We start from the raw sequence: 14,782 nt of genomic DNA on the forward strand, positions 1-14,782 counted from the left end.
GTTTCAAGCCCCCGCCCAGCTTGGCAAGGTGTCCGCCGAGCTTCCCGAAACGCTGCAAGACCAACTGCGCGAGCCCGGCTACCACACCGCCCTCGGCTTGCTTCTCGAAGGGGTCGAGTTGCAGCGCGAGAACTTCACCGCGGAGCAATCCCAACGCGGCGGCTTCTTCCGCCGCCTCTTCGCGCGCTACTAAAGTGTTATCAAAACGCCGAGCTAAAATGGACAACACCCAAGCCCCCATGTCAGCCCAGTCGGGGATCCCACTTGAGCCCACTGCTCCCGCTGTCGGGCAGGACGCCCTCCTCGAGGCGTCCGCGGCCGAGACTCCGCCTGCGACTGACTTTCCGCCGCCGCCCTTGATCAAGCTCGTGGGCGTGGGGGGTGCGGGCGTGAACATCGTTTCGCGGCTAAGCGCGGAGCCGTTTGCGAGCGCAGGCGGCGGCGCGGGCGAGGCAGGAGGGGGGGAGAGCGGCGACCCGTGTGCAAACGCGGTCGGCGGGCTCGCGCTCGCCGTGATGGACTGCGATGCGCGCAAGCTGGGCGAGTCGCCGGTTGGCGAGAAATGGCTTTTGGGCGAGGGGCAGCGGCGCGGGCTCAGCGCAGGCGGCGACATCGAGCTCGGTCGCCAAGCCGCCGAGGCGAGCCGCGAAATGATCGCGAGCGCGGGCGGCGGCGCGGATTTGCTTTTTCTCGTCGCGGGGCTGGGCGGCGGCACGGGCAGCGCGGCGGCTTCTCTCGTCGCCACTGAAGCGAGTAAGGCGGGCGGGCTCGTAATCGGATTTGCCGTGTTGCCTTTTAGCTTCGAGGGCGGGCGGCGCAGTAAACAGGCCGAGGCCGCGCTCGTATCGCTGCGCCGCGTGTGTGATGCAGTTATCGTTTTGCCCAACGATCTGCTCCTCCAAGAAGCGAGCGAAGGCGCGAGCGCGCTCGCGGCGTTTGAGCAGGCCGATGAGTGGATCGCCCGCGCGGTGCGCGCGCTCTGGCGGCTGCTCTGCAAAACAGGGCTCATGAACGTAGACTTCGCTGCGCTCCAACGCGCCTTTGAGTATCGCGGCAGTAAGACGGTTTTCGGCTTGGGTTTTGGCACGCTCGCCGCCGAGCCGCTGACACCAGACGCATTAGCAGATCAAGTCCTCGCGAGCCTGCGCGCGTGCCCGCTAATGCATGCACCCGAGGCCGCGCGCCGCGCCGACCGGCTGCTCGTCTCCGTGGCCGGAGGCGCTTCCGTTTTGACGCTCAGCCTTGTTAACCGACTCGTGCACTCGATAGGCGAACACTTTGGCCGGAGTGCCGAGCTTATCGTTGGGGCAACGCTCGACGAAGACCTCGGCGAGCGCATCGAGCTCTGCCTCATCGGCGCAAGCGATATAGGCGGGAACTCTAGGCGGGCTATGACCTCAGCCACTCACGCTCGCACGACACGTGCGGCACGCCACTCGGCCTCCCCGCAGAACGAGAGCGGCGAGGCTGCGTCGCAAAAAACTCGCGAGAGCGTGGATTCCCGTGAGCGCACCGCTCCTCCGCGAGGCGGAGTAGAGAGGCTTGCCGCCCTCAAAGGTCGCGGAAGCCTGAATGCCCGGAGCGACACGCCACACCAAGGGGAGTTTGGATTTAGTGCGGAGGCAGAGCGCGGCTACTTTAGTAATACCGAGGCGACGCTCTTTGACGGCCAAGACCTCGACCCACCAACCTACCTGCGAAAAGGCATAAAAATCGCAGTCAACTGACGCCATATTTCCCACTGCGCGTGGGGCGGCGGTCAGTGACCGCTTCCCTTTAATTTGGGAATTGGCCCCGTCGCTTCGCGACAAAACCAATTCCCAAATTTGAATGAGTACTCCCCCCTGTCGCGTTGCGACAGGGAAAGTAGAGAGATAACCCGTTTGGGCGAGGTGGGAAAAATCACCAGTAAACTCCCGCCTCCAAGTTTGGGCTCCTTTCTACCGAGCGCTTGGTCGCCGTGCGAATGCACGGCGGCCAAGCGTTCGGTAAATGGGTGCAGCGACACGCTGCCGCCCCACGCGCAGTGGAATTTTCACGCGCAGTGGGATAGGATTTTGCCCCAGTTACTTTTTTGGTCGGCACTGTGGGTCTGCTCTGCATTTTCGCGCGGATGTTTATCGACGAGTGCGTAGTCAAAGTATCGGCGGGTGAGGGCGGTCGCGGCTGCGTGAGCTTTCGCCGCGAGAAGTTTGAACCTTGGGGCGGCCCCAATGGGGGCGATGGCGGGCGCGGGGGCGATGTCGTGCTCTTGGGCGACGACGACACGAACAACCTCGTGGACTACAAATACAAGCCGCACTGGCGCGCTGAGTCTGGCGAGCACGGCATGGGCTCTGACCGGCATGGCCGCGATGGCAAACCCTGCGTGCTGCGGCTCCCGCTCGGCACGGTCGTTATCGACGAGGAGACTGGGAAAGCGGTGGCGGAAGTCTTGGAGGACGGCCAACGGATCACGCTGTGCCAAGGCGGTAATGGCGGCTGGGGAAACACGCATTTCAAAACCTCGGTTAACCGGGCGCCCAAACATGCGAACCCGGGCCAGCCTGGCGCGGCGGGCACTTATCGGCTCGTCCTCAAATCAATCGCCGATGTCGGGCTCGTGGGTTTCCCCAATGCAGGCAAATCCTCGCTAACGAACGCGATTACGGCGGCTCGTCCGCGCACGGGGGCGTATCCCTTTACCACGCTGCATCCGCAAATCGGCGTCATTGAGTATCCCGACGAGCAGGCAGGGGACCGGCGCCTCTTTTTGGCTGACGTGCCCGGGCTGATTGCGGGGGCGAGTGAAAATCGCGGCTTGGGCCACCGATTCTTGCGCCACATCGAGCGCTGCGCGCTGCTCCTGTTCCTGATCGACATGGCGGGGACGGATGCGCGCGACCCGCGCGACGATTACGCCCAACTCTTGCGCGAACTCGAACTCTACGACCCGAGCCTCTTGGAAAAACCGAGACTTGTCGTGGCGAACAAGATGGACCTCGCGGAAGCGAAACAGTGGCTCCCAAAATTCAAGCGCCGCCACAAAGCCCCGCTTCTTGAAATCTCCTGCTTGGAAGGCCGGGGCTTGGAGGAACTGAAAGCCGAACTTCTGAAACAGGTGGGAAAATAAGCTAGGGTCTGTTCCCGTTTGAAACGCGAGGCATCTGGCTCGCGGCTCGCCGCTTCGTTACTTGGGCTGGGTTTTGTCGCTTGGCGAAAGCGTGGGCGGCGTTCATTAGCTTTTGAATCATGACGAAACCATTGGTCGGACTGATTATGGGCAGCACTTCGGATTGGGCGACGATGCAGCATGCGGCGGCGGTGCTCGATTCGCTGGGTGTGGCCTATGAGAAGCGGGTAGTGAGTGCACACCGGACGCCCGACTTGATGGTTTCTTACGCTAAAGAGGCAGCGAGGCGCGGGCTGCGGGTCATCATCGCGGGTGCGGGTGGGGCGGCGCACTTACCCGGGATGGTGGCGGCCCTTACGCCGCTACCTGTCCTCGGCGTGCCGGTCGAGTCGGCGGCCCTCAAGGGACTCGATTCGCTGCTCTCGATTGTGCAGATGCCCGGAGGCGTGCCGGTCGCGACGTTTGCGATTGGGAAAGCGGGGGCGGTTAACGCGGCTCACTTTGCCGCGCAAGTCTTGGCGGCGGGTGGCGACGACGCCGTGCGCAAAGCGGTCGCCGCCCATCGCGAAGCCCAAACCGCCACGGTCGAGGCGTCTCGACTCTGACCAAGCCAGCCTGCGGCGGCGCGCCCTTTTGCTAGGCTCTGTTCCCGTTTCAAACGCGAGCCGCAACGAAGTCATATTTTCCACTGCGCGTGGGGCGGCGGTCAGTGACCGCTTCCATTTAATTTGGGATTTCTCATCGCGCTATCGCGCGAAAGCGAAATCCCAAATTTGAAAGCATTCCCTCCTGTCGCGTTGCGACAGGGAGGGGAAAGTAGAGTGATAACCCGTTTGGGCGAGGCGGGGAAAATCACGGATAAATCCACGTCCCAAAGTTTGGGTTCCTTTCTACCGAAGGCTTGGTTGCCGTGCATTCGCACGGCAACCAAGCCTTCGGTAAATGGGTGCAGCGACACGCTGCCGCCCCACGCGCAGTGGAAAAGTGCCTTACTCGTTAGCTGCGGTGCTGGCCCCGTCGCGGCCACGTTTGAAAGGGGAGCAGCCCGCAGGTTGCCCCGAGTTTAATCTAACTCTGCCTGGCTGAGTTCCAGAGGTGGAGTTCATGGATGTTGGCGTGGGTGCCGAGGTCGCGCCAGGTCGTGCCTGCGGGGAGCTTCTCAACGTGGAGGTCGCCGAGTGCTAGGTAGCGGCGGTTGAGGTCGGTGATTTCCAGCTCGCCGCGCGCAGAGGGCTTTAGCGTCGCGGCGAGTGCGCGGGCGCGGTGGTCGTAAAAATACAGTCCGGGGACGGCGTAGGAGGATTTCGGCGAAGCGGGTTTTTCCTCGAGTGAGAGTGGGTGGCCTTCGGGCGAGAATTCGACGACAGCGTAATCGCTCGGGTTGGGGACGGGGTGGGCGAAGATCGTGGCGCCATCGGCGCGGGCGGCGGCGTTTGCGAGTGTGTCGGCGAGTTCCGGTCCGCCGTGGAAGAGGTTGTCGCCGAGTGCGAGGACGGAGGCTTCGCTGTCGCTGAGAAAGCCGGCTTGCGCGGCGATGGCGAAGGCTTGGGCGATGCCTTCGGGGCGCGGCTGGGCGGCGTAGTGGAGATGAGCGCCCAGCGGGCCACCGTCGCCTAAAAGTTGCTCAAATGCTGGCAGGTGTTGGGGCGTGGAAATGAGCAAAATCTCCCGGATGCCCGCCGCTATGAGTGTGGCGAGCGGGTAGTGAATCATGAGCCGATCACCGACTGGCAACAGGTGCTTGGAGGTGTTGAGCGTGAGCGGGTGGAGTCGGGTGCCCTTTCCTCCGGCGAGGAGGATGCCTTTGCGTTGGAGGAGAGGCGGCATGGCGGGGATGGGGATGGGCGGGGGAGCGCGCGGCTAGTTTTTAGGCGCGCCGAGTCGTTGGAGTGGGGCGTTGTGCGTGAGCAGAGGCTGCCACCAAGCGGTGTTTTCGAGGTACCAGTGCACGGTTTTGCGCAGACCGGTCGTGAGGTCGTGTCGCGGGCGCCAGCCGAGCTCGCGGCGAAGTTTGGTGGTGTCGAGCGCGTAGCGAAAGTCGTGGCCGGGGCGGTCGGCGACAAAGCGGATTTGCGCGGCGTGGGGCTGGCCGTCGCGGCGTGGGTGAAGCGCGTCGAGGAGCGCGCAGAGTTGGCGGATGAGGGCGAGGTTGGGCAGGTCGCTGTCGCTGCCGATGTGATAGGTTTGCCCCACTTGGCCGTGCTCTAGGAGGCGCAGCAGGGCGTCGATGTGGTCGGCGACGTAGAGCCAGTTTCTGCGGTTTTCTCCCGTGCCGTAGAGGGGGATCGGCTCGCCGCGCAGGGCTTTTAGGAGCGCGAGCGGGATGAGTTTTTCGGGGAATTGGTAGGGGCCGTAATTGTTGGAGCAGGTGCTGACGATGACGGGGAGCGCGTAGGTGTGCGCCCAAGCGCGGGCGAGGTGATCGGAGGCGGCTTTGCTGGCAGAGTAGGGCGAGCGGGGCGCGTAGGGCTGGGTCTCGGTCGCGGCGGGCGCATCGGGTGCAAGCGATCCGTAGACCTCGTCAGTTGAGACGTGCAGGACGCGGAAGCGTTCGCGGGCGGCGCCACCGAGTTGGTCAAAGTGAGTTCGCGCTGCGTGTAAGAGTGCGAAAGTGCCGCTGACGTTGCTCGCGATAAAGGCGGCGGGGGCGTCGATGGAGCGGTCAACATGTGTCTCCGCAGCGAGGTGAATCACTGCATCGGGGCAAAACTGCGCGAAGTGATCGGTGAGCGCGGCGGTGGTATTTGGGGCGGCGAGATCGACTTGGGCAAACTGGTAGCGTGGGTGTGCGGCGAGGTCGGCGAGCGAGAGAGGATTGGCCGCGTAGCTGAGCTTATCGAGGTTGAGGATGTGGTGCTCAGTGCTGGCGAGGAGCTGGCGGATGAGGTTGCTGCCGATGAAGCCGGAGCCGCCCGTAATGAGGAGTTTCATGTGAGAGTCACTGCGTAGCTTGGCGCGCAGTGCTCTCCCGACAAGCAGAAGCAGGGGCGCGGCGAGCGTGCGCAGCACACGTGAGTGGCGAGCCGCGAGCCAGATGCCAAAAGGGAACAGCCTGCCTCGCGTGGTGGGGAATCTTTGGGGGCGCTTGGGGATGGGCGGCTAAAGGTAGCCTTTGTCCTTGAGAACAGGAGGGAGTGCCGTTTCGTGCGCGGCATGTCTGCGAGGCTGCGTGCATTTACCGTGGTGGAGGTGCTGACGGCGATAGCGATCCTCGCGATTTTGACGAGTGTGGCAGTGGGAGGCGGGGCTTGGGCGTTTAGGCGGGCTTACACGGCGCGCGCCCAAGCGGAATTGTCTGCGCTGGCTACCGCACTCGAAGCTTACAAGCGGCAGCACGGCGACTATCCGCGCACGAGTGGGGGCGAGTCGCGTGGGGCTCAGCTTCTCCAAGCGCTTGTGGGCGCGCGCGGGCCGAGTGGCGCGGTGCTTAACCCGCGTGGGCGGCTGTGGATTGAGCTTGGGCTTTTTACCACGCGTGAGGGGCTCGACCCGTTGGCGAATGCCGCCGCCGATCTGATCGATCCTTGGGGAAACGCTTATGTGTATATCTACAAGGAGCCGCTGGGCGGATGGGTGAACCCGGGCTTCGTCCTCTATTCGGCGGGGCCGGATGGGCGGCACAACCCCGCGCTGCTTTTGGGCGGCTACTCACAACGCGACCTCGATGAAAACCGCGATAATCTCTACGCTGCGCCGTGACGCTTGGCCTGCCATGAGAACTCGGCCCGCAGGAAATGACGCCGCAGCCCGGACTGCGCCCGTGGCGAGCGTGGCGACTGCTGGTTTTACGCTAATCGAGGTGTTGGTCGTCGTCGCAATTATCGGAGTCCTAACGGGGATTCTTATCGCGGCGGCCTCTGGCGTGCGCGACTCGGCGAGCAAGGCGCGGGTGAAGCTCCAGTTTGCGCAGTGGGCCTCGGCGATTGAGGCGTTTCGCAGCGAGTATGGCCAATACCCACAGCTCGGCGCGTCGAACAAGATTAACGGCGGTGACCAAGGCGGCAGCGGGGGCGGCGAGCATTTGTTTCACGACATTCTTGCGGGACGACGGCGAGACGGTCAGCCGCTCGGGCCACTCGCCGCTGCGCAAAACCGGCGCCACATCCGATTTTACACGTTTGCACAGAGCGAATTTTCCGAGTCGGGCGGAGGCTCGGTCCTAATCCAGGATGCGCTGGGAAACACGGACATCGCTGTGCTCCTAGACCGAAATTTAGACGGGCGCATTGATGCGGCGGACTATCCCGCGCTTCCCGTCGTGAGTCGCGAGGGTGTCCTGATCGGTGCGCCTTTGCTGCCGCAGGGTGGCTTGACGATTTCGGTCGCGTTTTATTCGGCGGGGGCGCACGCCACTATCGCCAACCCCGAATTCATTGTGAGTTGGTAGTGCATTTCCCCTCCCATGCGCACGAATCACCAGTCACCAAGAGGGGCGGAACCGCGACTGGAGCACTCGGCCTTTACGTTAATCGAACTGCTCGTGGTTCTTGCGGTGCTTGGGGTTTTGGTGGGTGTCGCGTTTTCGGGGATGGGCGGCTCGGCGCGATCGACTGCGCTGCGCTCGGCCCAAGCGACGCTGGCTAATGCGCTCTCGGCGACTCGCAACCGAGCACTCGCACGCGGCGTGCCAGTCGCGCTCGTCGTTCACGATGATCCGAGTAATCCTGCCCGCTACCGGCGGATGATTGGGATTGTGGAAGACATCGCGACTGCGCCGAGGGTCGTCGCTGTTTTCGAACTCCCGAAGCACGCCTACGTGCTTCCTCACCGTGCGCGATTTACCGAGCAAATGCGTGAGCCGGATAATTGGGTTGGGGGAAATTCGGGCAACGCGCTTGGCTCCACCCGTTTCCTCAACCCGGGCGGTGTTATCTCCGTGGCGATAGCCAGCCCGAGCGCCGAGCTTTGGGAATACGCGCTCGTCACGCCTGCGGGCACGATGTCGGGCGGCGGCGCACTCATTGTCGGGCTCGCCGAGCGCGTCGAGGACGGGCCCTTCCCGATTCGCTTCCAATCGCCTGAGCAAGTGCGCGGGCTTATGGTTTCCAACTACGGGCTCGCGCGAATGATTGATAGCCGAGCCGGGTTTTAACTTTTCCGAAACACAGAGAGTTGCGCCGAAAATGAAATCCCGCGCTCAAGGCTTTTCGCTCGTCGAGGTGATTATCGCAATCGCGGTAGCGGGTGGGGCACTGGCTGTTATTTTGGCTCTACTCGCGAGACTTTTGCGCGCGACGGAGGACGCCGCTGACCATCAAACGGCGCTTCGGCTTGCGGGAGCGGTTGAGCTGCGACTTTACGAAGAGATGGGCGGGGCTTTCCCAGGTGGGCTGCAAGCGGGGCGAGTCTTTGTTGCGGATAAAGAGGGGGCGAACCTGCGTGGCGAGCTGGAGAGCGATGCGGTGCTAGCGCCGGCCTATTTCCATATCGCGGTGAGCCCGTTCGCGCAGTCGCCGCTCGCTTACCAAGCGGGGCGAGGCGTCCTCCCACTGCGCGTGCGTGTTTCGTGGCCTTATTCGGCGGTGCTGAGTGCGTCTGGAAATCCGAGTGCGTCTGTCAACACGCAGTCGGTCGAGTTTATCGTGACGCTGACGCCGCCATGAGTCCCGAAGCGAAAAAGTTAGCGTTAACCCTAGAGCGACGCGTGCCCACGAGCATGCGCCATAAAAAAGGCTCTGCGCGCGTTGCGACTGGAGGGTTTACGCTGATTGAGCTGCTTGTTGCGGTTTCTATTTCGGCTGTGCTCGCCGGGCTCTTGGTCGTGGTCACGCGCAATACGCTCGATCTTTGGGAAAAAGCCCAAGACCGCAGCTTCGCCAACGTGCAAGCGAGCGTCGCCCTAAACCTCCTTACCCAGGATCTTCAGAGCACGCTTACTCGCGTGAGTGAGTCGACTCTCGCGCTCAACATCCTGCCTGCTTCCGCCCTCGGCGCACACAACTGGCGAACGAGCGAGCCACTCCTCAAGCCCGACTGGGTGAACATCCTCACTGCTGCGCCCGACCCGCTTCGCCGCCGCTATATCGAGCACTCGCGTTTTGGCCGTGGTGGTGTGTGGCTGCGTTTCCTCGGCTTTAACCTCAACCCCGATGGCAGCCTCCCGCAGGCGATTTCCTACCAAATCGTCCGCCGTCCGATGGCGGGCGGCATCAACGCGACCAATCCGCCGCCCATCCGCTACATTCTCTTTCGCCACTACACTACGCCCGACGACACGTTTGCCACGGGCTACGATATTAGCTCCTACGACGCGCTGCTCGCTCGTCCTGCCGTCGACCAAGCGCTTTGTGACAACGTCGTGGATTTCGGCGTGTGGTGCTACCGCCGCGAGAGCGACGGCAGTCTGACAGTGCTGTATCCACAAAGCCCTGACAGCCGCGACTTTCTCGCGCAGCCGGGGAGCAGTGGGGCCACGTTTCCCGATGTAGTGGAGGTGATGTTGCGCGTGATGACCGAGCGTGGTGCGGCGCAGTTGGAGCAAATGGAGCTGGGCCTCGTCACACGCCCGCCTGGCTATGCAAGTGACGAGGAGTGGTGGTGGGCTCAGGTCCTCGCCGAGTCGCGCGTTTACTCGACGCGCATCCTGCTTAACCGACCGGAGGGCCTGTGATGCAGCGGGACAGTCGAGCGCCAGTCGGGCGGACACGGGCAAGCGAGCCCGTGCCCAAAAAAAGCGTCTGCGACTCCGGCTTTGCGCTCGTTTTGGTGCTGAGCCTCGTGTCGCTCCTTATGGCGGCAGTGTATACGATTTCGCTCATCAGCAAAGTCGATGCCGAGATTGGCGCGACGGATGCCTACCGCCTCCAAGCGCGCCAAAACGCGTTGCTCGGGCTGGGGCTTGCGATTGCGGAGCTCCAACGTGCAGCGGGCGATTCTGCGGCAGTGACCGCGCCCGCTACACTCCGTCTCACAAATAGCACTACGCTGGCTTATCCTTCGCTAACAGGCGTGTGGTCGGCGGGTAGTTTTTCCGAAAATCCCGACAATTGGTTTGTGAGCGGAAACTTTGAGGAACTCGGGCCCAACCAAATCACGCCTGCTGTGCTGCCGCCTGAGAGCTCGGCGATTACGCTAATCGGAAACGGCACTGTGAGCGCCACGCGTGACATGGCCCGCGCGCTGCGTGTGCCAATCGCCGATACAAATGGCGGCTATGCCTTCTGGGTTGGCGATGAAGGCGCGAAGGCCGCGCTGGCAATTTTGCCAGCGGACTCGCCGCTTGCGCCCAACGGAGCCCCACTGGTCATAGACCCGCGTCGCGATATTCCCAGCTTTGCCCACAACTCGCCAGTGCGCGCTCAGCCGTTTCTCTGGAACGATCTGCGCCGGCTCGTCGGCTCGACCAATATGAAGGCGCGCTTTCGCAGTTACACGACCAAGGCGCAGTGGGTCGAGGGCAGTGCGCTCGTGGGCGGGCGCTTTAACATCAATACGAGTAACCCGATTTCGTGGGAGGCGGTTTTGCGCGCTTACGAAAATGCCCGTGATCCGAGCCAGCCCGAGCTTAGCGCGGCCAAGGCCCAAGCCCTCGCCGAGCGACTTGCCGCCAACATCGGCCCCAAGCAGTGGGCAAACGCGAAGCCGCAGTTCGGCCCATTTTTCTCGCTCGCGGCATTTTGGGACAGCGAGCTGGTGCAGGAGTCGTTAGAAGACGCGGGGATTACGACACTCACCCAGGGCGACTTGCACAGCATCCTTTGGCCGATGCTCGCCGTGCGCTCCGATACCTTTAGGATTCGCGCTTATGGCGATGCACGTAACCCTGCCGATTTCGCCAATCCCACTGCGCCCCCGCAAGCCGCCGCCTATTGCGAAGTGATTGTGCAACGCACGCCGCACCCTGACCCACTCGGAAACGGGCTGCGCTTCGAGATCGTTTATTTTCGCTGGCTCGGCGCCGCAGACATTTAGCGAGGATGGCGCGGCGTTGGGTCGCGCGTTAGAGTCCGAGTTGGCTGAGCGCCTGCGCCGCGAGCCGCTCGCCGGAAGCGATGCACGCCGGGGTCGAAATGCCATCGCGGCATTGTCCGCCGATGAAAAGTCCGGGGTGCCGCGCTTCGCAGTCGGTCATTGCGGCGAGGTGTTTTTCGTGGCCGAGCGTGTATTGAGGAATCGCTTGGGCGAAGTGACCGGAGCGCAAAAATACTGGGTCGCCACGTACGCCGAGTAACTGAGCAAGCGCGAGCTGCACCTGCCCCAAGCTGGGCGGGTTCCCGCTATCGCCCCCGAAGGGCGCAGGGCCGCCGACTCGTGCGCCAAGTTGGCGGTGGTCACAGGCTGCGCCGCCGAGCATCACTTGGAGCGCCACGTGTCCTTTGGGCGCGCGCTCGGGGAAAAGCGTTGAGGAAAAAATTACGCCGAGAAGCGGGAGCTTTTCGACTTTGGGGACGAGCATCCCGAAACCGTCGAGCGGGTGCGCGACTTGTTCGCGGCGGTAGCCGAGGAAGAGCGTAGAAACCGGCGGGTGTTCGATTTCGGCGAGCGAGGCGAGCGGCGTTTCTTCGCCGATGCGCAGCGCAGCGAGCGCATGCGCGGGTAGAGCACAGAGGACTGCGGCGGCCGCCTCTTGGCCTGCATCGGTTTCGATTTCCCAGCCGCCGTCGGCGCTTTGGTGGATGGCGCGAACCGTCGTGCCGAGTTGGAGCGTGTCCGGTGGCAGCGAGTGGGCGAGCGCGTCGGTCAGCGTTTGGAGTCCGCGCCGAAATGAGAAAAGCTGTGGGCGTGGCTCGCCGCGTTTGCGGCGTTCGCGCCCGGCTGCGATCTGTGCACGGAGCAGCGAGCCGTGCGTTTGCTCGGCCTTCCATAAGGCGGGAAAGGCGTGCTGGGCGGAGAGCTTTTCAGGGGCGCCTGCATAGACTCCGCTGACGAAGGGGTTGAGCACGTAATCGACGATTTCTTGGCAGAAGTGATCGCGGACGAAGTCGGCGAGGCTGATGTCGTTTGGGCGAGGCGCGGTGGGCCGCCGCCGGAGCAGTTCGCGCAAGATGCTCCAAGTCGCCGATGAGGAGAGCAGCGGCGAGCGGGCGAGACCGATGGGCGAGGTAGGGACGGCGAGCGGGCGTCCCTCGCGAACAAGGTAGCGTTTTTTGGCGAGCGGGTTGGCGGGGACGGTTTGCGATTTTAAGCCGAGCTCGGCGACGAGTGCGCGTAACGTGGCGCCTGCCGGGCCGCTTTCGAGGAGCGAGTTGGGCCCGCGCTCAATGAGCCAAGCGCCCTCACTTTGCTCGGTTCCGATAACGCCACCGGCTCGCTCACTTTTTTCAAAAAGCCGCACGCGCACGCCGCGAGCGGCGAGCCGATGCGCGGCGGCCAGACCGGTAATCCCCCCGCCTATAACAGCCACAGACGGTTTTTTTATACGAAGCCCCGATGGGGCCTCGTCAGCATGAACTGGGGGCATGGTGGAGCTCGCCTTCAACTCCGATAGCGGGTGACAGTGTCGACGAGGGCTTGCATGCACTCGAGCTTGGCTTGTGGGGTGATGCCGTGGCCGAGGTTAAAGATGTGTCCGGGCAGCCCGCGCATGGAGTCGAGGAGTCGAGCCGTCTCGCGTGCGACGATTTCGGGAGAAGTCTGCATGAGGACGGGGTCAAGGTTGCCCTGCACGGCGACGCTGGGCGGGAGGCTTCGGCGGACTTTTGCGAGGTCGGTTGTCCAATCGACACTGAGGACGCGTGCGCCGCTCTTTGCCTGTGCGTCGAGCTGCGGCGCGCCGCCTTTTAGATAAAGGATGACGGGGAAGTTTTCAGGGAGCGCAGCGATGATTTCGCGAATCCAGCGCAGCGAGGCGGCCTCGTAGTCGAGACCCGCGATGATGCCGCCCCACGAATCAAAGATTTGGATGGCGTCGGCTCCGGCTTCGATTTGCAGCGTGAAGTAGCGGATGAGTGCGGCGCTGAGTTTCGCGAGGAGCGAGTCGAAGAGCGGGCGGTCGGTGTAGAAGAGCGACTTGATGCTGGAGAAGTCGTCACTGCTGCCGCCCTCGACCATGTAGCTAGCGAGCGTCCACGGGGAGCCGCCGAAGCCGAGCAGGGCTTTGGCGCGGACGCCGGTTTCGCCGGGACTTGGCGGGCTATCGAGCTCTCGGCGAATGAGTCGCAGCGCGTCGAATACGTAGCCGAGTTTTTCGCTAATAACATCGGGCGGGGCCAGAGCCTCGACTGCGGCGCGTGAGTCGAGCCGGTGCGCCATTGCGATGCCGCCGGTGTCGCGAAAGGCGTAGGGCTGACCGAGGGCTTCGGGGATGACGAGGATGTCGGAAAACAAAATCGCGGCATCGAGCCCGGGGAAGCGGCGCAGCGGCTGGAGAGTGACTTCGAGCGCAAGCTCGGGCGTGCGCACCATTTGGAGGAACGAGTGTTTTTCCTTAAGCGCGCGGTATTCGGGGAGGTAGCGACCGGCTTGGCGCATTACCCAAAGCGGGGGCCGCGTGAGCGGTTGGCAGGCGCAGGCCGCGAGGAAGCGTTGGCGAGAGGAGAGGGCGGCTTCGGCGGCGGAGCTGTCGGGAGAGGGCAGGGAGGTCATTCTTGGGTAGTGGCGGCGAGCGCTGCGACGGTGTGGTCGGCGAGCCAGTCGCGTTTTGGTAAAAAGTGTTCGGTGAGTGCGGCTTCGGGCGAGCCGGGCTTGGGCGTCCACGCGTAGTCCCAGCGGGCGAGCGGTGGCAGGCTCATTAGGATGGACTCGGTGCGGCCTCCGCTTTGGAGGCCGAACTGCGTGCCGCGATCCCAGACGAGGTTAAACTCGGCGTAGCGGCCACGGCGTAGGAGTTGGAATTGCCGTTCGCGCTCGCCGTAGGGCGTGGCCTTTCGGCGGGCGACGATTGGGCGGTAGGCGCGGAGGAAGGCGTCGCCCACGCTGCGCAAGAGGGCGAAGCTTTGCTCAAAGCCGAGTGCGTTAAAGTCGTCGAAAAACAGTCCGCCGATGCCGCGCGGCTCGTTGCGGTGTTTGAGGAAAAAGTAGTCGTCGCAGGCGTTTTTGAAGCGTGGGTACAGGTCGGGGCCGAAGGGCGCGACGGCATCGTGCGCCGTGCGGTGCCAGTGCACGCAGTCTTCCTCGAAGCCGTAGTAAGGCGTCAGGTCGAAGCCACCGGCTACCCACCAAGTCGACGCCGCCGCAGCGGTCTGGGGCTGGCTTATTTGGCGAGTGTCTGTTGGTCGCTCGCTGCTGGCTCCGCCGCTTGCCGCTTGCGTGTTGGCTTGGTCGTGAGTGCAGAAAAACCGGACGTTCGCGTGGCTGGTGGGCACGTAGGGATTGCGGGGGTGGATGACGAGCGAGACGCCCATCGCTTCCCAAGCCTTGCCCGCGAGTTCGGGCCGTTGCGCCGTCGCCGAGGGAGGCAGGGCAGTGCCGTGCACATGCGAGAACCCGACGCCCGCTTTTTCAAAAACTGCGCCTTCGCTTAGGACGCGGGTGAGTCCGCCGCCGCTAAGAGTTGGGTTTTGGGCAGTGCCGCCGCCAAGGCTAGCGCACTTGTCGCCGCCTGCACTTCTGTGCCGGTCGCCGCTTAGCGCGCTCGTTTCGCTACGCGCCTCATCCCGGCTCCACTCATCGCGGCCAAAGTCCGCGCCTCCGTCTTCTTCGGCGAGTTCGCAGCAAATCCGCGCTTGGAGGTCGAGGAGGTAGCGGCGGACGGCGGCGGCATCGGGAGGGATGGGCGTGTGATTCATTTCG

At 63.6% G+C, this 14,782-nt stretch carries 14 protein-coding genes and 1 pseudogene; 10 read left to right on the plus strand and 5 right to left on the minus strand.

Features of this window, described 5'->3' with window-relative positions:
* The 4 genes and pseudogenes from AXK12_RS09230 to purE all read left to right on the plus strand — a co-directional run.
* A pseudogene (locus AXK12_RS09230) lies at positions 1–193 on the plus strand (cell division protein FtsA); the annotation flags it as partial.
* Positions 194–218: 25 nt separating this feature from the next.
* On the plus strand, positions 219–1,727 hold the full coding sequence (locus AXK12_RS01740) for a cell division protein FtsZ (protein ID WP_231863479.1): 1,509 nt from the start codon (positions 219–221) through the stop codon (positions 1,725–1,727).
* 386 nt (positions 1,728–2,113) lie between these two features.
* Positions 2,114–3,112: a GTPase ObgE gene (gene obgE, locus AXK12_RS01745; protein WP_068711081.1), complete on the plus strand. Its 999-nt coding sequence runs from the start codon at positions 2,114–2,116 to the stop codon at positions 3,110–3,112.
* 119 nt (positions 3,113–3,231) lie between these two features.
* Positions 3,232–3,717 (plus strand): 5-(carboxyamino)imidazole ribonucleotide mutase, encoded by a 486-nt coding sequence (purE, locus tag AXK12_RS01750; RefSeq protein ID WP_068711059.1) that lies wholly within the window; start codon positions 3,232–3,234, stop codon positions 3,715–3,717.
* Between the two features lie 463 nt (positions 3,718–4,180).
* Here the strand turns inward: purE and AXK12_RS01755 are convergent, their stop codons facing one another.
* Positions 4,181–4,939: a sugar nucleotidyltransferase gene (locus AXK12_RS01755; RefSeq protein ID WP_068711060.1), complete on the minus strand. Its 759-nt coding sequence runs from the start codon at positions 4,937–4,939 to the stop codon at positions 4,181–4,183.
* A 33-nt stretch (positions 4,940–4,972) separates the two neighbouring features.
* Positions 4,973–6,043, minus strand: a complete 1,071-nt coding sequence (gene rfbB, locus AXK12_RS01760) for a dTDP-glucose 4,6-dehydratase (RefSeq protein WP_068711082.1) — start codon at positions 6,041–6,043, stop codon at positions 4,973–4,975.
* A 222-nt stretch (positions 6,044–6,265) separates the two neighbouring features.
* Here rfbB and AXK12_RS08765 point away from each other — a divergent pair, with 222 nt between their 5' ends.
* The 6 genes from AXK12_RS08765 to AXK12_RS01790 are packed head-to-tail and all read left to right on the plus strand — an operon-like array spanning position 6,266 to position 11,023.
* Entirely contained in the window at positions 6,266–6,811 is a 546-nt protein-coding gene (locus AXK12_RS08765) for a prepilin-type N-terminal cleavage/methylation domain-containing protein (protein ID WP_068711061.1), read from the plus strand.
* Positions 6,777–7,499 carry a type II secretion system protein gene (locus AXK12_RS01770; protein WP_231863480.1) on the plus strand — a complete coding sequence of 241 codons (723 nt, stop codon included), beginning with the start codon at positions 6,777–6,779 and terminating at the stop codon, positions 7,497–7,499. Before AXK12_RS08765 ends, AXK12_RS01770 begins: the two co-directional genes overlap by 35 nt.
* 15 nt (positions 7,500–7,514) lie before the next feature.
* Entirely contained in the window at positions 7,515–8,204 is a 690-nt protein-coding gene (locus tag AXK12_RS01775) for a prepilin-type N-terminal cleavage/methylation domain-containing protein (RefSeq protein ID WP_082782563.1), read from the plus strand.
* A 31-nt stretch (positions 8,205–8,235) separates the two neighbouring features.
* Entirely contained in the window at positions 8,236–8,715 is a 480-nt protein-coding gene (locus AXK12_RS01780) for a prepilin-type N-terminal cleavage/methylation domain-containing protein (RefSeq protein WP_068711064.1), read from the plus strand.
* 53 nt (positions 8,716–8,768) lie between these two features.
* Positions 8,769–9,722, plus strand: coding sequence for a PulJ/GspJ family protein (locus AXK12_RS01785; protein WP_197456958.1), 954 nt, complete (start codon positions 8,769–8,771; stop codon positions 9,720–9,722).
* A 50-nt stretch (positions 9,723–9,772) separates the two neighbouring features.
* On the plus strand, positions 9,773–11,023 hold the full coding sequence (locus tag AXK12_RS01790) for a hypothetical protein (protein WP_156468780.1): 1,251 nt from the start codon (positions 9,773–9,775) through the stop codon (positions 11,021–11,023).
* A 28-nt stretch (positions 11,024–11,051) separates the two neighbouring features.
* Here AXK12_RS01790 and hemG read toward each other — a convergent pair whose 3' ends face one another.
* The 3 genes from hemG to hemF form a co-directional block, all read right to left on the minus strand.
* A complete protein-coding gene (hemG, locus tag AXK12_RS01795; RefSeq protein WP_231863481.1) occupies positions 11,052–12,455 on the minus strand; it encodes a protoporphyrinogen oxidase in 1,404 nt (467 codons plus the stop codon).
* A 71-nt stretch (positions 12,456–12,526) separates the two neighbouring features.
* Positions 12,527–13,636: a uroporphyrinogen decarboxylase gene (gene hemE, locus AXK12_RS01800; RefSeq protein ID WP_068711067.1), complete on the minus strand. Its 1,110-nt coding sequence runs from the start codon at positions 13,634–13,636 to the stop codon at positions 12,527–12,529.
* Entirely contained in the window at positions 13,633–14,778 is a 1,146-nt protein-coding gene (gene hemF / locus AXK12_RS01805; protein ID WP_068711068.1) for an oxygen-dependent coproporphyrinogen-III oxidase, read from the minus strand. The genes hemE and hemF overlap by 4 nt, the downstream gene beginning before the upstream one ends.
* Positions 14,779–14,782 lie beyond the last annotated feature (4 nt).

Source organism: Cephaloticoccus capnophilus (assembly GCF_001580045.1).
GTDB classification, from domain to species: Bacteria; Verrucomicrobiota; Verrucomicrobiia; order Opitutales; family Opitutaceae; genus Cephaloticoccus; species Cephaloticoccus capnophilus.